Source organism: Calothrix sp. NIES-2100 (assembly GCF_963875285.1).
In the GTDB taxonomy this organism is placed as follows: domain Bacteria; phylum Cyanobacteriota; class Cyanobacteriia; order Cyanobacteriales; family Nostocaceae; genus Aulosira.
The window spans coordinates 7,465,082-7,484,331 of the sequence record NZ_CAWNLA010000001.1 but is presented as its reverse complement, the minus strand read 5'-3'; the positions used below and the strand labels follow the sequence as shown (position 1 = coordinate 7,484,331).

The following is a 19,250-nucleotide window of genomic DNA, read 5'->3' as shown; positions in this document are numbered from 1 at the left end:
TTATCAATATAAATAACTTTTTTTGCTTGCTGTTTGTTTGCCCTAGCCGCCATATTTTATTTACATATTTATGGTGGTAAAAAGTGTTCTCTCTCACATAATGCACCTACTGGTTTTCGGAAAGTCTTTGGAAGCCAATATACTAATTTCCCAAGAATCTCAGGTTCTAACCTTTCCTCAAGCACGCTTTGCGCTGAGTGCAAAATTATTTATTTGATGATTATGCTCTCGATACTGGCTTCAAAAATAGCCATGCTACCAAAAATGTAGCGGCTGTAAATAGTTGCGTCAAATCCGAAGCTGATAAATAACCATCTGCAAAGGAAGCAATACTACGGTCTGTAATCCCAAATACCCAAGATGAGAGGCCAAATAGCCAAATCCCATTCTTAAAGTATCCCAGAGGATCTTTAGAGTCTGATGGTTTTTCGTCGTTCATGCTTTTCTACTCCGTTGGTGAAGAATTTCACTCTTAACGCTGAATGTATATTCATATTAATAAATATTTCAGGGTATTGACTAAACTGCCAAAAGATACATATCGATTCGCTGACATTCCTCCTTTGGATGTGCGATCGCATGATCAGGGCAAAATCTGGAGTACGAAAGCTTGTTAAGAGAAAAAGTGTGTTAAATTATTACGATATCTATACAATAACTATACAAAAATTAAATTTTCTTTACAGAAGATAAGTCAAAAGATAGATGTATGTTGTAAAAACTTAGTTAGACAACAAATACACAGAATCTAGATAGCTGCTGTGTGCTGTCTTCATCTGTCAAAATCGAGAGTTCTGTCTTTAGATAGCGATCGCCCTGAGAAGAACTTAGTTAAATCAAAGAAGCGCCAAGATTTGAGCAATTAAAATCAATGACTGCAATCCAGTACCAAAATCTACCTAATTTACAGCTAGCAAAAGGTTTTCTACCAGAGTTAGGGCTGGTTTGCATTACCTTGGACAAACAAGTGCGTTTTCGGACAATGACGCGCACGCGCTATTTACAACTCACGCCTGAACAACGCCAAAGCGCCCTGAAAGAACTCTATCAAAGTAACTTGCAACGCTTGGATCAAGCATTATCTTTTTGTGAGGAAAACAAGATTCGGCTGTATCGGATGTCCTCGGCTTTGTTTCCGCTGAGTGATATGGAAGACGAGATTGGCGCAAATATTTTAGAAGAAATGAGCGCTGATTTAGCGAAAATCGGACAGCGATCGCTGTCTTTAAATATCAGAATGGTGCTACATCCCGATCAATTCGTCGTGCTGAGTTCTGATTCTGACCAAGTTTTACAAACAAGCATCAAAATTTTAGAACGCCACGCCCGCACGTTAGACTTATTAGGATTACCGCGATCGCCTTGGTCATTGATGAATATTCACGGCGGTAAATCCCAACGTGCTGAACAACTGGTAAAAGTAATTTCCCAACTACCCGAAGCAATTAAAAGCCGCTTAACCTTTGAAAACGACGAATACGCCTATAGCGCCAGTGAAATTTTAGCAGTGTGTAAGCAAGCTGGTGTGCCAATGGTCTTCGATGCGCATCACCATATTTGCCACGAAAATCTCGACAGCTACGACGATCCGAGTGTGGCGGAGATGTTTTACGCAGCGCGCGAAACCTGGGAAAATCCAGATTGGCAATTAGTCCATATTTCCAATGGTGACAGCGCTTTTAAAGACCGAAAACACAGTGATATGATTACCGCCATGCCTAATGTTTATCATCAAGCACCGTGGATCGAAGTCGAAGCCAAACACAAAGAAGAAGCGATCGCTAATTTGCGCTCATGGTGGTTAATAGAGAATAATCACAAATGAGTAGTTTGTTGTGATGGGCATTGTCTGGAAGTTGAAAACCTCGGAATTCGGTTTGGTGAAGGGGGAAAGGGAAAAGGACAAAGGATGAATTCACACCTTTCTCCTTTTACCCTTACCCTTTTCCCCAACCGTATAGGAAAACCTCTGCCAGCAAGCGCCCTGACTTTGGCATGAGATATTAAATTAAGATATGGCGATCGCAATCGATTTTGGTACTAGCAACACAGTCATTGCTCGTTGGAACCCTGTCACCCAGCAGCCCGAAACCCTGAATATACCTGGTTTATCAATTCAACAAAGTCTAAATCCGCCACTAATTCCCAGCTTGGTGTATGTGGAAGATGCAACCCAAGGTAAAGTTTTAGTAGGGCAACAAGTACGCGATCGCGGTTTCGACCTCAAAGGCGATGCGCGATTTTTCCGCAGCTTCAAACGCGGTATTGGCGCGGATATTCAAGGTTACTTACCCGAACTCGATGGACAAATCGTCACCTTTGAACAAGTAGGTAAATGGTTCCTCAACCAAGTGATTGCAGAATTAGCACCCCTAGAAGGCGGGTTAGATTCTCTAGTTTTAACCGTACCTGTAGATAGCTTTGAAACTTATCGCCACTGGTTAGGACAAGTTTGTCAAGCACTTCCCGTCGAACAAGTGCGGATGTTAGATGAACCGACAGCCGCAGCTTTGGGTTATGGTTTAGCAGATCAAGAAATTCTCTTGGTGATTGACTTTGGCGGTGGTACTTTAGATTTATCCTTGGTGCGCTTGGATCGCAGCGCCCAAGCAAATACCAAGCCTGTAGGATTTTTGCTGAAGTGGGGTAATAAATCCTTAGCTGAAGACTCCAAGCAAAAAGTTAAAACCGCCCGCGTACTAGCGAAAGCTGGACAAAATTTAGGTGGTACAGATATTGATACCTGGATAGTAGATTACTTTGCCAAAACCCAAGATTTAGCGGTAAGTCCTTTAACTACGCGACTAGCAGAACGAGTTAAAATTCAACTCTCAACTCAAAATCAAGCCAGTGAAGTGTATTTTGATGATGAAAATTTTGAAAGTTACGAATTAGAACTCAACCGCGACAGTTTAGAAAACATTCTCAAAGAACACGCATTTTTTGAAAGACTTGATGACTCGATGACGAGTTTGTTACAGCAAGCCAGAAGACAGGGAATCGAACTGGCGGATATTAATGCTGTGTTGTTAGTTGGTGGTACAGTGCAACTACCAGCGGTGCAGACATGGGTAAAACAGTACTTTACACCTGATAAAATTCGTTGTGAACGTCCCTTTGAAGCGATCGCTCAAGGTGCGCTGCAAATCACCCAAGGGATAGAAATCAAAGACTTTCTTTACCACAGTTATGGCGTGCGCTACTGGGATAGACGTAATCAACGCCACAGTTGGCATCCAATTATTAAAGCTGGACAAGCTTATCCCATGAGTCAGCCAGTAGAATTAGTGCTAGGCGCATCCTTAGAAAATCAGCCCAGCATCGAGTTAATCATGGGAGAATTGGGTGCAGAGACTGGTGGTACAGAAGTTTACTTTGATGGCGATCGCTTAATTACCCGTCGTCTCGATAATGGCGCGACTACCGTCAAACCCCTGAATGATAAAGATGGCGCGAGAACAATCGCCCAACTAACACCACCGGGATTTCCCGGAAGCGATCGCATCAAAATCCAATTTCAAGTTGACGAACAACGCTTTTTGCGCATCACAGTTGAAGACTTATTAACCAACGACACAGTCTTAGAAAATCAACTCGTCGCCCAATTGAGTTAACTGAAATGCCATTGTATCGGGTGACAATGCGATCGCATCGCCTTGCAATTGAATTGCATCGCCTGGAAACTCAATTGCATCGCCCTGCAATTGAATTGCATCGCCTAGAAACTCAATTGCATCGCCCTGCAATTAAATTGCATCGCCTGGAAACTCAATTGCATCGCCTGGAAACTCAATTGCATCGCCTTGCAATTGAATTGCATCGCCTGGAAACAATTACAAAGATTGCATACCAAAATAATCTCAACTTCAAACAACAATGGGAAATATGCATTTGTAGGGGCGGGGTCTCCCCGCCCTTTCCCCGCTTTCCCCTTACAAAACTTTACATAGTTCGGTTTAATTGCGCTTAGTTACTCATAACAACAAATATGTAAGCAATACCCTACCGACGAACATTACTATATTGCTAGCGCAGTCTTAAATCATTCGTGAAAAATTAGATCCCCGACTTCTTTGAGAAGTCGGGGATCTGGAAAGCGAAAATTTTCACAAACCATATAGAATTGCTACAGTGAGTGTTAATTTTTCCCACCTACCTCACCCAATTCCCAGCAAAAAGCAATAAATTATTTTTTATATTCACTAAATAGATATACATCTATTGTTGGCGTACTCCTGAATGCATCAAAGAGAACAACATTAAGTACAGTCACATTCAATGTGCATCTAAGCTTGCTTGTTGACTTAGCACTGTTTCGGTCATTTATTAGGAAAACAACAATATGAATATTACCAGACGCGAAGCCATTAAACTTAGTTTAGCTGGCGGTGGAGTTCTGCTATCGCCCTTTGGATTTCCCAGTATTGCTTCAGCACAATTAAGTCCACAAATCCCGCGTTTTCAGCTTCCTTTTAAAATCCCACCTGTTCTTCAACCTAAACGTAGTGATGACGTTTTTGATTATTATGAAATCAAGATTCAAAAATCTGCAATCGAGATTTTACCTGGACTGAAAACAGAGATTTGGGGCTATAACGGTATCAGTCCCGGACCGACAATTAGACAACGAGGTGGTGATCCAACTAAAGGGGGAAGATTATCGAAAGTCCGTTTTATTAATCAGTTAGATAAAGATAGCCAAGGAAGGTTAATTAATAACGTCATTCATTTACACGGTATGGCATCTTTACCAGAATACGATGGCTATGCCATTGATTATATTCCTCCGCAATACTTCAAAGATTACATTTATCCCAACGATCGCGCCGCCACACTTTGGTATCACGACCATACTCTCGATTTCACATCCCGCAATGTCTACATGGGTTTAGCAGGGATGTACATTGTTGAAGATGATTATGAACTGAATTTACCCCTACCGAAAGGCGATTATGATGTCCCGCTCATTATTCAAGATAAGCGATTAGCTAATGACGGCAGTTTAGTATTTAATGACAACAATCAAAGAAGCATTTACGGAGACGTGATTCTTGTCAATGGCGTACCTTGGCCGCAAATGCAAGTAGCTAATCGCAAATACCGCTTCCGAGTTTTAAACGCTTCTGCATCTCGAAATTACCGACTAATTTTGAGTCAAAAACCAGATGCACAAACCAGCGGTGAAAGAATAATTGTCATTGGTAGTGACGGAGGTTTACTTGCTGCACCTGTAGAATTAGTTTCACCATTGCAAGGTCTACAGATTGGCATGGCAGAACGCTATGATATCGTCATCGATTTTTCCAAATATCCCATCGGTTCCCAAGTCTACTTAAGGAATGTTGGCTTCTCCGGTACCATCGATAACGATATCCGCACTCATACCATCATGCGTTTTGATGTCACACGCTCTGAACAAGATGACAGCATCATTCCCCAGCAAATACGTCCTGTAGAATCTTTAACAGATAAACCCATCGCCCGCACCCGAAACTTCCGCTTTGAACGTAACAACGGACAGTGGAAGATTAATAACCTCACCTGGGACTCCAAGCGAGTAGATGCTAATCCCCAACCAGGTGATGTGGAGATTTGGGAATTGGTGAACCCTGGAAGCGGTTGGGTACATCCCGTCCACATTCATCTGGTTGACTTGCAACTACTCGATCGCAACGGCTTACCCCCACGCCCTTATGAACGGGGTTGGAAAGATGTCTTCTTAGTTGGTGAATTCGAGACAGTCCGCGTGATTGCTCAATTTCGTAGTCGGGATCGAAGGGATATCAAAGGTAAATTTATGATGCATTGCCATAATCTTGTTCATGAAGACCATGCAATGATGACTCAGTTTGAAGTTGGTCAAGGTGGTCATGACCCGGTAACGACAGCAGCAGCGCTACCAATTTCCCAAATCACAACGCTGTAATCAGCTTAGTTTCCAGCCCCATAATTTTCCTGATTATATTTCGCGATCGCTTCCATATCGTAAGGATTAGCAGCTTGAGGACGAACAGAGTTGACAGCAGATTGTTTTTCAGGAGTAGAATTTTCATTCTCCGTTTTGCTGTCTGCTGTTTGCTGATTACTCTGGGACTCATCAACTTTAGCCTGAGGTAATTCCGGCGATGGAGTTACCTCAGGTGAAACAGCGTTCACAGTATTTTCAGCCAGCCATGAATTCCCTTCCATCCAAGGCGTTGCAAAAGTCGTTTCCGCAATCAGTAAAACTGAGGCAATCAACAAAATTAGTGTCAAGAACACAGTTTTCCACATACAAATTTTGCCATTTTCATCTGTGAGGTTTTATCTTTACTCTAAACCAACTACTAATTAAATCAATAACTAGAAATAAATCAACACAACTTTGGTATCCTAGATAACTCTTATTTAATTTTTGTAAAAAAAGCAATTGTCAGTTGTCAGTTGTTACAGTCAACCGTCAACCGTCAACCGTCAACAGTTAAGAGTCATTTGTCCCCTTTCATGGTGATGAAAACTTTTTCATTGGCGCTAACTTTCTTAACTCAATTCCACTTCTAGGTCATATTTAGATGATTAAAGTGCCAAAAATTGATAAAAATCTTTACACTACTTTCAGATTGCGACTCTCTGCCTAACGCTCTCATACTAAAGTAAGAGACTTAATTTATAAAATAAATTTATATATAACTTTAGTTATACATAAATTCACCATCATCGATAATCTCAGACTCTTGATGAAGCTCTTCAGTTCTTCAGGATGAAGTCGCTACCCGAACTCTTGCAAATAAATTCAGCCGCCAGCAGGATGAAAATCAATTCAATAATTTATAGGCTGATGTATAGATATTTGCAACTAGTTTTAAAGAATTTATGCCTCTATACAAACTTGAAGATTTTGAACCTAACTACCGAGAAATATTTGGTGGTGATGATGTTAAAGCCTTAGAACTCTATACTGAAGGTGGTGTGAGAGTTGGCTCAGTTGCCGATGCTTTAGTTGACCACGATGGTCGTTTCCGCTATCTAGTTATTGACACCAGCTTTGAGGGTGGTAATAAGAAAATATTATTACCTATTGGTCTTGCTCATATTCATTATTCTGAAAAGAAAGTATATGTTGATGGGTTGAGTAAAGAGCAGGTAGAACGCTTACCTGAATATCGCGAAAACATTGTTGTTAATGAAGATTATGAAGAAAATGTCCGCAATGTTTATCACCCACCAATCGGTCAATTAACTAACGAGCAAGGAACATCGGGTTACCAAGCACCTGATTTATTTGAATTGAATGCTCAAGATCAACAAACCTTCAAACTATATGAAGAGCGATTAATTGCTAGTAAAAATCGTGTAAAAACAGGAGAAGTTACAGTAGGTAAGCACATTGAAACGGAAACTGCACAAGTTTCTGTTCCTTTGCAAAAAGAGCGTGTTGTGATTGAAAGAGTGACTCCAACCACAGAAACTGTAGTCAATGCACAAGAATTACATTTTCAAGAAGGAGAAGTAGCACGCATAGAAGTTTACGAAGAAACACCAGATATTCGTAAAGAAACTGTTGTCCGGGAAGAAGTCCGAGTGAGGAAAGTAGTAGATAGCAATACTGTTGAAGCAGAAGAAACAGTGCGCCGAGAAGAGTTAGATATTGACACTTCCGGTAATTTGGATGTGAATGAAACAAATCCGCCCAGAGATATAGCTATTTAATTACCTAGACTACGGTATGAGAATTTTTGTAGGGTGCGTCAGTGCTAACTATTGAGAGTGCTGCAATTGTACAAGTTTCTGATACAGCCTACAAATTGGGTACTTTCGAGAATTTATAGTGCAGGCGGAGATAATAATCAACTTTGCCTGCACTCTTGATATTTTAAATGAAAGTTAATTTATTGATTTAACCACCATCATTAAAAAAATAAATTTGCATGGTAAAACATTAAATATCTATTTCTTAAGATGAAAATCATCAACTGAATTCAGTCGTGAGAAAGATGAAATAACGTCAATAAAAATATAGTTTAGATAATAGCAGATGAGATTTAAAGACTGAGGAAAAAATATCATGGCACTTTATAAACTACAAGATTTTGATCCTAACTACCAAGATACTTTTCAGGGTAATGATATTAAAGGTCTTGGTGTTTACGCGGAAGGTAGAGATGAGAAGATTGGTAGTATCAGCGATGTTTTAGTAGATGATGAAGGACATTTTCGTTATTTAGTCGTTGACTTAGGCTTCTGGATTTTTGGTAAAAAAGTATTGCTACCCATTGGACGCGCTCGGATTGACTATAACGTTGACCGTGTCTACGCCATTGGTATGACCAGACAACAAGCTGAAGAATTACCAGAGTTCAATGAACGCTCAGGTATTGATTACGATTATGAAGAGCAGGTACGTGGAGTATACCGCCGTCCTGTAGATGCAACATCTGCTGTTGACACATCAAGACCTCTAAATCCTTCTGCACCTCTAGATGCAAGCTATCCTGCTTATAACCGCGATACATACACTTATGAACAAGAACCTTCTTTGTTTAACATCAATGAGAGTGATAACCAAACTCTGAAATTGTATGAAGAAAGACTAATTGCTGGTAAAAAACGTCAAAAAGCGGGAGAAGTAGCGATTGGTAAGCGCGTGGAAACTGATACTGCAAGAGTAGCAGTACCTTTGGAAAAAGAGCGCGTAGTAATTGAGCGTGTCACCCCAACAGATGCTGGTCGTCCTGTTGCTCCTGGCGAAGCTAATTTCCGCGAAGGTGAAGTAGCTCGCGTGGAAATCTATGAAGAAACTCCCGATATTCGCAAAGAAGCAGTTGTGCGTGAAGAAGTGAGAGTCACAAAAGTTGTGGAGCAAGAAACCTCTGAAGCTCAAGCAACTGTCCGTCGGGAAGAATTAGATGTAGATACTACTGGTGGACTACCAATTGAAGAACGTTAATTAACATCGCTATGCTGCTAGATCCCCGACTTCTTCAAGAAGTCGGGGATCTAAATCCTCAAAACCACAATTATCAATTTTTATTTTTGGCGATCGCATTTAATAAAAGCTAGTTAATAAAAGCTATAGTTTTACGTCCCCAAAGCAGTTAGTTAATAATTATTGCCTTATGAATAGCCAAACTGTGACAAGGAAATCGGAAATAGCCAATCCAGCAAATATTAGTAACCGGATTAGCAAAATGCTGGATAATTTGAGCAGTAAAGTGAAAAATTTTGCTGTGCTAGATAAAAAAGGACAACTGATAGGTGAAGTCAAAAATCTAATTTTGGATTCAGAAAATCGCCTAAACTTAGTTATATCTCAATGGGATAATCAATACAGCCTAGAATCTAATAGTAAGCAATATACAGATAATTTTTTACAATTGCGAAGCCAGAGAATTCAGAAAATTGATAACCCGACTCAATCGATTTTCCTAGATTTAGAAAAATCGGAAATAGACAATACACCAGAAAATGTATCAGCGCACAAACAAGGCGGGCAGATCATGTCAGATGGCTCAAATGGACAAATAGCTAATAATCCAACTATCAATAGTAGTCTAGAAACTACAAGTGTAGCAGAAGTTCAGGAAGAAGAGATTATTCAGTTACTAGAAGAAAGATTAGTTATTAATAGTAGCAAACGGAAAGTAGGTGATGTAATTGTCCGCAAAGAAATTGAAACGCGGATGGTACAAGTTCCTGTCCGGCGTGAGAAATTGATTGTCGAACAAGTCAGCCCCGAATATAAACAGCTAGCAGAAATTGATTTAGGGGAAGAGACAATAGCCGATATTAATTTGACGGAAGCGTCAGAAATACCTGAAGTTGCAAGTTTGGACAATGGTTTAACTGTCAGCGGCTTGTTTAGCTCTCCGAAAATTGCTAGCTTACTTTTGAATGCGATCGCCTTAGAGAAGCAACCTGGTTATCAACAGGTACGAGTCTCAATTGTGGTTGACAATGAGGAATACCGCCAGAAATACCAAGAGTGGTTTGATCGCTGTTCTCTAGGTCAAGCACCAAAAGCATAGTAAAAATAAAAAATCAGCTTTTCTCCTGTTAGCTAGTAGTAGGGTGGGCATTGCTCACCCTAATTTTTTGGTGTATATTTTTGCCGAGTAGCGATCGCCAAAAATAAAACTAAAAATGTCAGGGTTCCGGCTAAATATAAAGGATAGCCATAGGTTGTGGGATTTGATTGGTTAATCAGCATTGCTGCAATCACAGGCCCCACACCATTGGCGATGCTTAAATAAGAAGCATTCAATCCTAAAGCAGTTCCCTGTTCTTGGGGTTGAGCATTCAGGGAAATTAAGGCGTTGATCATCGGTTGCACTAGAGAATTGAACAGTGAAAAGAGGATGCTGACTGCTACAAAATAAATAATATTAGCCCAAACTGGCATTAAACTAAACGAAAGACTGCGGATAAATAAACCTAAAAATAATATTTTGACTAAATTAAATTTGCGACTGAGAATTGATACTCCCCAAGTTTGCATGATCACACCCAGCACACCAAACACGAGAAACATCAGTGTTAAATTTTGACTATTTTGCCCTAAAACATTCAAAAAATATGGTTGAAAGGCGTAGGTGAAAATAGTAAAAGTAGTGCCAATAAAAAAGTTAATAATCAGCAGAATACCAACTTTAGGAAGAAACAGACCTTTAATTAAATTATCTAAACCTATATCAAAAATGTTTTGATATTTTTCCGCCTTGTTTTTAAGGGTTTCCGGTAAAAGGAAAATTGTGATGATCACAGCTAAGAATGCTACCGCACCCGAAACAAGAAACCCAGCGCCCAAGGAAATCTGCTGTGCTAACAAACTTGTGGCTGGCCCTAAGACAAAGCCTAGCCCTAATGCTGCGCCATAAATCCCAAAACCTTTAGCGCGATTCTCAGGAGTAGTGATATCAGAAATAATGGCTTGGGCGACAGAAGCATTACCGCCTGTAATCCCATCGAGAAATCGGGCGAGGAAGAGAGCGACTGCTGTTGTTGCTGTGCCAGCCATTAGGTTAGCGATCGCAGTTCCCGCTAAACTAATAATCAATAACGGCTTTCTACCAAAGCGATCGGAGAGTTTACCAATGACTGGAGTCGCAAAAAACTGAGATATAGAGTAAATGGAAAATAATAAACTGGTTTGAAAATCACTGAGTTCAAATTGTTTGCCATAAAGATAGATAATAGGAATTAAAATCGTAAAACTGAGGGAATTAATAAAGGCGATTAAAGCGGTAATCCAAAAATGTCGATTCATAAACGATAGATCAGCACCTGGTTGTTATTAAGTCAAGGCAGAGGGTAGGGGAGCTCCTGAGCAGGGGAGCAAAGGGGACAAGGAAGACCAATGACCAATGACCAATGACCAATGACAAATGACAAATGAAATTTCGATTGCAGAAAATTTTCCGCAAGCACGACCCACATCGGCTTGAGCGAGTATACATCAAAATTAGGGACGGACAGTTTAAGATTGTGGGCTTGGGTGCTTGGTATTCTTACTGGCGCGACCCTTATCATCTTTTGTTGACAATTCCTTGGACTGGCTTTTTACTGCTAATTGCTGTCGCCTATTTGGTGATTAATGCCATATTTGCTTTAGCTTATCTAGCAGGAGGAGACTGTGTTGAGAATGCTCGACCTGGTAATTTTTTAGATGTCTTCTTTTTCAGCGTGCAAACCCTGGCATCTATTGGCTACGGGGCGATGTATCCGAAAACAACTTATGCCAATACTATCGTCACTATTGAAGCGATCGCAGGTTTGATGGGTATTGCTTTGATGACTGGATTGGCGTTTGCTCGCTTCTCTCGTCCTACTGCGCGTGTAGTTTTTAGCCGTGTCGCTGTGATTACAGCCCATGATGGTGAGCCAACTCTCATGTTCCGCACAGCTAATCAACGGCGCAACCAGATTCTCGAAGCTCAAATGCGAGTGTACTTGATGCGAGATGAAGTCACTGCTGAGGGACACAAGATGCGGCGGATTTACGATCTCACGCTGCGGCGGAATCTATCACCTAGCTTTACATTAAGTTGGTCAGCGATGCATATCATTGATGAGTTTAGCCCGCTATATGGAATGACACAAGAATTATTAGTTAAAATGCATACCTCGATTGTGGTTTCCCTCAGCGGTATTGATGAAACAGTAGCACAGGTTGTTCATGCTCGTCATACCTATGGTTCTACTGATATTCTTTGGAATTATGAGTTTGTGAATATCATACATGAAACAGATGATGGACATCGCTATATTGATTACCAAGCCTTCCACGATGTCTTACCTCTGGATGAAGGAAGTTAAATTTTAATCAGCAGTCTCAGTAGGTAGTGGTTGTAATGGTTTAACTACTACTCGACCATTTTCAACCACAGTACAATTTTTGACTACAGTTTTGCTGTGCTTATCTCGAATATCTTGACACTGGTTGTGATGAGAGATATTTTGCTCCTGTTGTTGATTGAGGGCAACTACACAACTAGGGCATGGCGTAGAAGACATATCAATTACTTTGATCTCTATATTAATTATCGCGCGATTAACAGCTTTCGGCTGAAAAATCTGCTATGTGACCGAAGAAAGGCAGAGAGCAGAGGGTAGTAGGCAGAAGGTAAAAAAATGCTAAGTGAACTACCTACACTGACCTTGCGGTACAGTGTAGGCTTCCCAATTCATTGGGGATTGCTGGAGTTTTCACAAGGGTGAGCAGGCGATCGCTTTGCACTAAAGTGTAACTAGATACCATAATTCCGCCTGCGCCTATGCCAGTACCTACGGCTAAAATGGTGATTTGCAAATTGCGATCGCTCTTTTGTTTCTTTTCCTCGGCTAGGCGATCGCTTTGTCGAGTAAGCTGGAACCATGCGTCAAATAGCCTAGTTCCGCTTTAATCTGTTCTTGGAAGTCGGGACAGTTTTCTAAGCTAAATTTTTCTAAAAAGCTGATATCTTCATCTTTGACTATGCCCTCAGAAGTTCATTAATGAGGTTATTTTCCTCGTGAATGAGGCTCAGAAGTTCATTAATGAGGTTATTTTCCTCGTGAATGAGGCTCTGAGGTTCATTAATGAGGTTATTTTCCTCGTGAATGAGGCTCAGAAGTTCATTAATGAGGTTATTTTCCTCGTGAATGAGGCTCAGAAGTTCATTAATGAGGTTATTTTCCTCGTGAATGAGGCTCAGAAGTTCATTAATGAGGTTATTTTCCTCGTGAATGAGGCTCAACTCCTCTTTAAACAGCAAATATACTTAGCAATTAGAAATCGCGGCTATGAAAACGTAGTGGTGTAGTACAGCTAATACCAATTTAAAGAATGTTGGCGACATATAAATTATTCTTTAGGGCACAACAATGTTGTGTCCCTACCCGTCTATCGCAGTTTTTTTCAGAATTCAGGGGATAAACCACTACGCAGGCGATGCCTAAGGCTGGCTACGCCTACGCTTTATTGCAAAATATAGTTACCGAGTAAGCGTAAGGCCTTGAGTTACGATAACACTTGCAAATACCTCGCAGAAACCTACCCAGCCGATTTTGCCAGATGGTTACTTGCATCTGAAACTTCAGATATCCAAGTACTTAAAACCGAATTGACTCTCGAACCCATTCGCGCTGATTCTGTTACCTTTCTGCAAATCGCCAATCAAATCCTGCATTTAGAGTTTCAAACTTCGCCCAAATCCACACCACCGCTTGACTTTCGGATGCTGGATTATTACACCAGATTGAAACGTCAATATTGGTGTGATATTCAGCAGGTGCTAATTTTCCTGCAAGCGACATCATCAGAAATTGCTTTTCAAACTCAATATGTAGACACCAACACCATACATAAATACCGCGTCATTCGCCTCTGGGAAGAAGATCCCACCCCTTTGCTAGCTAACCCCGCACTATTACCCCTGGCGACATTAGCGCAAAGCAACTCACCCCCAGACTTATTACAGCAAGTCGCGGCGGCTGTCGATATGATTGAAGAAACAGATGAGCGACAAAATATATCAGCTTGCGTACAACTTCTAGCTGGTTTGCGGTTTGACAAAAGTTTAATTACACAGCTTTTTCGAGAGGATATTATGCAAGAATCTGTGATTTACCAGGATATTTTGCAGAAGGGATTGCAACAGGGATTGCAACAGGGAGAAGAACAAGGAAAGAAACAAGAGGCGCTACAACTGGTTCTGCGTCTTGTGACACGCCGTTTAGGTGCAATTGAACCCCAGACGGAACAGCAGATTCGAGCTTTAGCGATCGCTCAATTAGAAGATTTAGCCGAGGCGCTGTTAGATTTCACTAGCCAAGCTGATTTAGTCAATTACCTCACAAATATTTCCCCAGCTTAAGCAGATACAGCAAAAAAAGCGGCATTAACGTGAGTCAATAAATCGTAGGGGCGGGTTAAGCCAGATACTCACGGATGATGGGAGCATATCTGTGAACCCGCCCCTACAGCTTGTGAGAAATGTGAGGTAATGCGGTGATGCTAAATGTTCGCTTGTTGGCGTTGATAAAGTGACCAGTACAATCCTTTTTGCTGCAACAATTGGGGATGTGTACCACGTTCTGCAATTACCCCTTGTTCCATCACTAAAATCAAATCCGCACGTTTGAGGGGGGCGAAACGGTGGGCGATGAGAAACACGGTGCGGTTGGCGGAGATTTTTTGCAGGTTTTGCAGTACTTGCTGTTCGGTTTCGCTATCTAAGGCGCTGGTGGCTTCATCCAAAATTAAAATCGGTGCTGAGGAAAGGAACAACCGCGCTAAGGCTATCCGTTGTCTCTGTCCCCCCGATAAGGCTGTACCCCGTTCGCCCACGTTGCTTTCGTAACCGTAGGGTAATTGACTGATGAAATCATGGGCTACGGCTAACCGGGCTGCTTCTACTACTTGTTCAGCAGTAATATCGGGGTTGCCAAGGGTGATATTTTCTAAGATGGAACCGTTAAATAAAAAGTCTTCTTGCAAAACTACACCAATTTGTTGCCGCAGTGAAGCTAAATCGGCACTTTTAATATCAAAACCATCAATTAAGACGCGTCCTGATTCAATTTGATAGAGGCGTTGCAATAATTTAGACAGGGTACTTTTACCGGAACCACTACGCCCAACAATCCCGACAAATTGCCCTGGTTCAACGTTAAAAGAAATCCCGCGTAAAACTGGTTCTGTAGTTGCTTGGTAACGGAAAAATACTTGCTCAAAAGTGATTTGTCCGTTCAGGGCTGGTAATACTAATCCGGTTCCTGCTTCCGCTTCGGGAGCAACGTTGAGAATATCACCAATTCTGTCTACAGAAAGGAGAACTTGTTGCAAATTCTGCCACAACTGCACTAATCGCAACAGAGGCCCGGTGACTCTTCCTGATAACATTTGAAAAGCTATCAGTTGACCAATAGTAAGTTTTTGGTCAATGACTAATTTGGCTCCAAACCAGAGAATTAATAAGGTAGAAAAATTGGTGAGAAAATCACCAAGATTGCTGCTGATGTTGGAGGTAGTCGAAGCTTTAAAACTGGTGCGAATGAAGCGCGCAAATAAACCTTCCCAGCGATCGCGGGCTACTGGTTCGGCTGCATGGGCTTTAACTGAGTGTATCCCGGTAACAGTCTCTACCAGAAACGATTGACTATCAGCGCTGCGGTTAAAGGTTTCGTTCAGCCAACCTCGCAAAATTGGTGTCGCCACTATTGTTAATGTGGCAAATAATGGCAATACAGCCAAAGCCACAAAGGTGAGGGGGATATTGTAATAAAACATCAATGCTAAATACACCACAGCAAAGATGCTATCTAATATCACCGTTAAGGCTGTACCTGTGAGAAACTGACGAATTTGTTCGAGTTCTTGGACTCTGGCTACTGTGTCCCCGACGCGCCGCGATTCAAAATAAGCTAAAGGCAAACGCATTAAGTGACGAAATAGCTGCGCTGATAAACTTAAATCTAGTCGTCGGGCTGTATGGGTGAAGATAAATAGCCGGAGAATGCCGAGTACAGCTTCAAATATCGCTACCAGTAAAAGTGCGATCGCCATGACATCGAGAGTCGGTAAACTCTCTTGTACCATGACTTTATCAATTACAACTTGGGTAATTAGCGGTGTCGTTAACCCCAAAAGCTGCAATGTCCAAGACGCAAGCAAGACTTCGCCTAATAATTTTCGGTATTTCCAAACTGCGGGAGTAAACCAACTCAGGTTGAATTTTTCTTCCTGAGAGATGAGTTCAACTGTCCACATTTGCCCATCCCAAGCGGCTTCCAGCACAGATTGGGGGAGACTTTCACAAGTGCGATCGCTATTTAAAGGATTAGCGATAATTAAGCGATCGCCTTTAATACCATAAGCTACCACCCATGTAGGACTTGCTTGCGCTTCACAATTCCACTGCATCAAAGCCGGAAAAGACAAGGAGCGCAAATCACTCCAACTTATTTGCAACCGTTGCAACACCAACCCCAATTTTTCTGCTGCTTCCACAACATTTTTTGGGCGTTGTCCCCGTAGTTGGCGTTGTACCCATTCCAACTTCACAGCATGATCCAAATGCTGCGCCACCATCGTTAAACAAGCTGCGGCTGTATTCCCGCTAGCCACAAACGGATAGTTATAAGTTGTCGGCGAAGGGCTAGGAGCTAGAGACTGGGGGCTAGGGGCTAGGGGCTGGGGACTATGAACTAGAGAATTAGTTGTTTCTCCCCCTTGTCCCTCTTGTCCCCGGTTGGTGAGCGAAGCCGAACCATGTCCCCCCTGTCCAGCAAAAAACCCCTCCATCTCCGGCGTTAAAACTTCCGTCCACAGTGCTGTTTCCCAACAAACAACTATGACTTCTTTACTAGCAGCAACAGCTTTGCATTCTACAGATAATTTTTGTAAATCCCCAAACCAGTCTCCTGGTTGTAAAGCTGCTAACGGCTTGCCAATTTCTTCTTCGCGCAAGCGAACTTTACCAGTGACAATAAAAAACTGGTTACCTCCTATAGTATTTGACCAAATTTTTTCTCCTAAACGATACCGACGAATTTCTGATTGATTTTGTAATCGGGATTGTTGTTCAGAAGTAAGCCAGCATAGCGGCGGTTGATTCCACGGTACAGAAGCTAGCACGTTTATTCGTAAAGATTGAGTATCCAGAATTTTTATTTCACTTGTAATTTGACTGTCAGCTTTTGAATTTTTTCTGCTAGCCATTTCTCAAACAACTCATTTTGTAGTGCTTGCTTTAGTTGAGTATCTTCTAAAGAGGCTGGCAAAAATTGTTCTACTCGAAACAAACCATAACGACCTTCAATTTCTATTGGGCCGATTAATTGTCCGGGAGTTGCTGCATCAATAGCAGATCTCAAGATATCTGGCAATGTACCCCGACTAATTGGCCCCATCATGCCATTGACAATGCGATCGTCCGTTAATGAATACTCTTTGGCTAGTTGCTCAAAACTGCCTCCTTCTTCGATTTGAGTATGTAGTTCTTCACTCAGTTCGCGATTATCCACAAATATTCTCGAAATTACTACCCTATCTAGATAGATTTTGCGTTCAATAAAATACTCTGGCAGTTTAGGTTCGGTGACTACAGCTTTCAATTTTTCTAACTTAAAAGTCAAAGCAATTGATGAGTGAAATGTCTGGTAATCTGTGCCATTCTTCTTTAACCATTCTTGAAAAATTTGCGGGTCGGTTAGTTGATTTTTCAGCCGAAAATCAATAATTGTCTGTTCTGTGAAAGCCGAACTGATATCAATATCCTCTCTAATACTGATTTCTTGCTCAATTATGTGCTGGCGAATAATATCACCAATAAACTGCGTCAACTTGCCAGAGGCTTGCAGATATTTTACTGCCTGTTCAATAGAAATTGGTTGGTTATCTACAGTTAAAAATGATAAAGATTCCATAAACTGATTAGGTATTAAAATAATAAATAATTGCTACAATTCCAACTGTAATAATATAGAGATTTCCCAAGATTATTGGTTACATTCAATACCAAAATCTCTCTATAAAATAAATTAGTAAATTAATTTAGATAATTACTAATATTATGTTGTGAGCAGAAAAATACCAACCTCATCTCTTACTTAGAGAAAAATAGTGCATATATTTGGCTCTTTAAAACATAAGTAAATTGGCAAAAATTATTTTCCATCCACTGAAAAAGGCAAAAGCATCTGTAACCATGAAAAATGGCTAAAGACCGATGATAAATAACACCCTTAAAAATTATCTTGAATCGTGCTAGCTAGTTAATTAAGCAATAAAAATTGCCCAGACGTAAGCAATTAACATAGCAGCGATCGCACCGATGAATGTATTGAAAATATTCACTAATTCATTAGTGAGCCAGGTATATTGAGATTGCAATGTTGCACCGATTACACTTTCTAAGCTAGTCGCAATCAAAGCCGCGATCGCACACCAAACTACGCCTAACAAGTTTATCAAACCGACTCCCCAACCGAGAGATGCGATCGCAATTGAAGCCACCACCCCGGCTAAAGTTCCCTCTAAACTGACTGCGCCTTCGGTTCCGCGAGGTACTGGTTGCATTGTGGTAATCAAAAAGGTTCGTTTACCGTATGCTTTACCCACCTCACTAGCACAAGTGTCAGAAAGTTTGGTACTAAAACTCGCCACATAGCCCAACACCAGTAAAGACTGGAGACTCGTGACTAAAGACTGAGGAAGAGAAGCAAACAATCCTGCGTTTAAAATTCCAATTCCTAAAGCACACAGCGCCGCAATCAACGCCGAACCCCAGACGTTTTCCGGGCCTCTCGCGCCAGAACGCTTTTCAGCAATTCCTTCGGCTTCTTTTTGTGCTATACCTATCCGCGTCACTCCAGAACCCACTAAAAAATAGAATGCGACTACCAGATACCCTTGCCAACCCAATGTTCCCCAAATGATCACACCCAGAACCCAAGCGTGGAATATTCCCGCCGGGGTGAGCAGCTTCTTAGGAGCAATCCAAACTAAACCCAACAGAATTGCGTTTAATCCGACTCCCACCAACCAAGGATTTGCAGAATCAAAGAAAGAGAGCATCAGCAATACATCTTATTTAGCGTGAACTGAATATCAACAGAATAGCGAATTTCTCACTTTCCTGCTTCATCCTCTTCACCCCATAATCCAAGAATTACAGATATTCTCTCCTGTTTCCGGATAAAGTTGGCATTGGGGAGGCAGTGCGTTGGACGGGTTCCCCGGCTTGAAGCAACTGCCGTCATGGGGCATTAGTCAAAAGTCAAGGGTCACTGGT

Annotated in this window: 19 protein-coding genes; 10 read left to right on the top strand and 9 right to left on the bottom strand. The window is 41.4% G+C overall.

Annotated elements, in window-relative coordinates; all coding sequences use genetic code 11:
• Positions 1–220: 220 nt before the first annotated feature.
• Positions 221–439: a hypothetical protein gene (locus AACU32_RS30520; RefSeq protein WP_096605314.1), complete on the bottom strand. Its 219-nt coding sequence runs from the start codon at positions 437–439 to the stop codon at positions 221–223.
• Positions 440–871: 432 nt separating this feature from the next.
• Here AACU32_RS30520 and uvsE point away from each other — a divergent pair, with 432 nt between their 5' ends.
• The 4 genes from uvsE (at position 872) to AACU32_RS30500 (ending at position 5,926) form a co-directional block, all read left to right on the top strand.
• A complete protein-coding gene (gene uvsE / locus AACU32_RS30515) occupies positions 872–1,825 on the top strand; it encodes a UV DNA damage repair endonuclease UvsE (protein ID WP_096605312.1) in 954 nt (317 codons plus the stop codon).
• A gap of 190 nt (positions 1,826–2,015) precedes the next feature.
• Positions 2,016–3,614, top strand: coding sequence for an Hsp70 family protein (locus AACU32_RS30510; RefSeq protein ID WP_096605310.1), 1,599 nt, complete (start codon positions 2,016–2,018; stop codon positions 3,612–3,614).
• A gap of 5 nt (positions 3,615–3,619) precedes the next feature.
• On the top strand, positions 3,620–3,970 hold the full coding sequence (locus tag AACU32_RS30505; RefSeq protein WP_096605308.1) for a hypothetical protein: 351 nt from the start codon (positions 3,620–3,622) through the stop codon (positions 3,968–3,970).
• Between the two features lie 372 nt (positions 3,971–4,342).
• The gene (locus tag AACU32_RS30500; RefSeq protein WP_096605306.1) at positions 4,343–5,926 is read left to right on the top strand and encodes a multicopper oxidase family protein; all 1,584 of its coding nucleotides are present in this window, start codon (positions 4,343–4,345) and stop codon (positions 5,924–5,926) included.
• Positions 5,927–5,931: 5 nt separating this feature from the next.
• On the opposite strand, the gene AACU32_RS30495 is transcribed toward AACU32_RS30500, so the two are convergent.
• On the bottom strand, positions 5,932–6,273 hold the full coding sequence (locus tag AACU32_RS30495) for a hypothetical protein (RefSeq protein WP_096605304.1): 342 nt from the start codon (positions 6,271–6,273) through the stop codon (positions 5,932–5,934).
• Positions 6,274–6,852: 579 nt separating this feature from the next.
• Here AACU32_RS30495 and AACU32_RS30490 point away from each other — a divergent pair.
• From AACU32_RS30490 to AACU32_RS30480, 3 genes are all read left to right on the top strand, one after another.
• Positions 6,853–7,689 carry a DUF2382 domain-containing protein gene (locus tag AACU32_RS30490; RefSeq protein ID WP_096605302.1) on the top strand — a complete coding sequence of 279 codons (837 nt, stop codon included), beginning with the start codon at positions 6,853–6,855 and terminating at the stop codon, positions 7,687–7,689.
• A 355-nt stretch (positions 7,690–8,044) separates the two neighbouring features.
• Positions 8,045–8,926, top strand: coding sequence for a DUF2382 domain-containing protein (locus tag AACU32_RS30485; RefSeq protein ID WP_096605300.1), 882 nt, complete (start codon positions 8,045–8,047; stop codon positions 8,924–8,926).
• Positions 8,927–9,095: 169 nt separating this feature from the next.
• Positions 9,096–10,004: a DUF2382 domain-containing protein gene (locus AACU32_RS30480; RefSeq protein WP_339378391.1), complete on the top strand. Its 909-nt coding sequence runs from the start codon at positions 9,096–9,098 to the stop codon at positions 10,002–10,004.
• 59 nt (positions 10,005–10,063) lie between these two features.
• On the opposite strand, the gene AACU32_RS30475 is transcribed toward AACU32_RS30480, so the two are convergent.
• Positions 10,064–11,242 (bottom strand): MFS transporter, encoded by a 1,179-nt coding sequence (locus AACU32_RS30475; RefSeq protein WP_096605298.1) that lies wholly within the window; start codon positions 11,240–11,242, stop codon positions 10,064–10,066.
• Positions 11,243–11,367: 125 nt separating this feature from the next.
• Between AACU32_RS30475 and AACU32_RS30470 the strand changes: the two genes are divergently transcribed.
• Entirely contained in the window at positions 11,368–12,291 is a 924-nt protein-coding gene (locus AACU32_RS30470; protein ID WP_096605296.1) for an ion channel, read from the top strand.
• Between the two features lie 3 nt (positions 12,292–12,294).
• Here AACU32_RS30470 and AACU32_RS30465 read toward each other — a convergent pair whose 3' ends face one another.
• Both AACU32_RS30465 and AACU32_RS30460 read right to left on the bottom strand, forming a co-directional pair.
• Positions 12,295–12,489, bottom strand: a complete 195-nt coding sequence (locus AACU32_RS30465; RefSeq protein WP_096605294.1) for a hypothetical protein — start codon at positions 12,487–12,489, stop codon at positions 12,295–12,297.
• 133 nt (positions 12,490–12,622) lie between these two features.
• A complete protein-coding gene (locus AACU32_RS30460; RefSeq protein ID WP_339378390.1) occupies positions 12,623–12,784 on the bottom strand; it encodes a hypothetical protein in 162 nt (53 codons plus the stop codon).
• A gap of 202 nt (positions 12,785–12,986) precedes the next feature.
• Between AACU32_RS30460 and AACU32_RS30455 the strand changes: the two genes are divergently transcribed.
• Together AACU32_RS30455 and AACU32_RS30450 are read left to right on the top strand one after the other, a co-directional pair.
• Positions 12,987–13,277, top strand: coding sequence for a hypothetical protein (locus AACU32_RS30455; RefSeq protein ID WP_096605292.1), 291 nt, complete (start codon positions 12,987–12,989; stop codon positions 13,275–13,277).
• A gap of 192 nt (positions 13,278–13,469) precedes the next feature.
• Positions 13,470–14,330 carry a DUF4351 domain-containing protein gene (locus AACU32_RS30450; RefSeq protein ID WP_096605290.1) on the top strand — a complete coding sequence of 287 codons (861 nt, stop codon included), beginning with the start codon at positions 13,470–13,472 and terminating at the stop codon, positions 14,328–14,330.
• 140 nt (positions 14,331–14,470) lie between these two features.
• Here the strand turns inward: AACU32_RS30450 and AACU32_RS30445 are convergent, their stop codons facing one another.
• The 4 genes from AACU32_RS30445 to AACU32_RS30430 all read right to left on the bottom strand — a co-directional run bounded on the left by AACU32_RS30445 (position 14,471) and on the right by AACU32_RS30430 (position 19,218).
• Positions 14,471–17,176, bottom strand: a complete 2,706-nt coding sequence (locus AACU32_RS30445) for a type I secretion system permease/ATPase (RefSeq protein ID WP_096605288.1) — start codon at positions 17,174–17,176, stop codon at positions 14,471–14,473.
• Positions 17,125–17,883, bottom strand: coding sequence for a peptidylprolyl isomerase (locus AACU32_RS30440; RefSeq protein ID WP_096605286.1), 759 nt, complete (start codon positions 17,881–17,883; stop codon positions 17,125–17,127). Before AACU32_RS30440 ends, AACU32_RS30445 begins: the two co-directional genes overlap by 52 nt.
• A 352-nt stretch (positions 17,884–18,235) precedes the next feature.
• Entirely contained in the window at positions 18,236–19,033 is a 798-nt protein-coding gene (locus tag AACU32_RS30435; RefSeq protein ID WP_096605284.1) for a TIGR00297 family protein, read from the bottom strand.
• A gap of 53 nt (positions 19,034–19,086) precedes the next feature.
• Positions 19,087–19,218, bottom strand: a complete 132-nt coding sequence (locus AACU32_RS30430) for a hypothetical protein (protein ID WP_339378389.1) — start codon at positions 19,216–19,218, stop codon at positions 19,087–19,089.
• Positions 19,219–19,250: the final 32 nt, after the last annotated feature.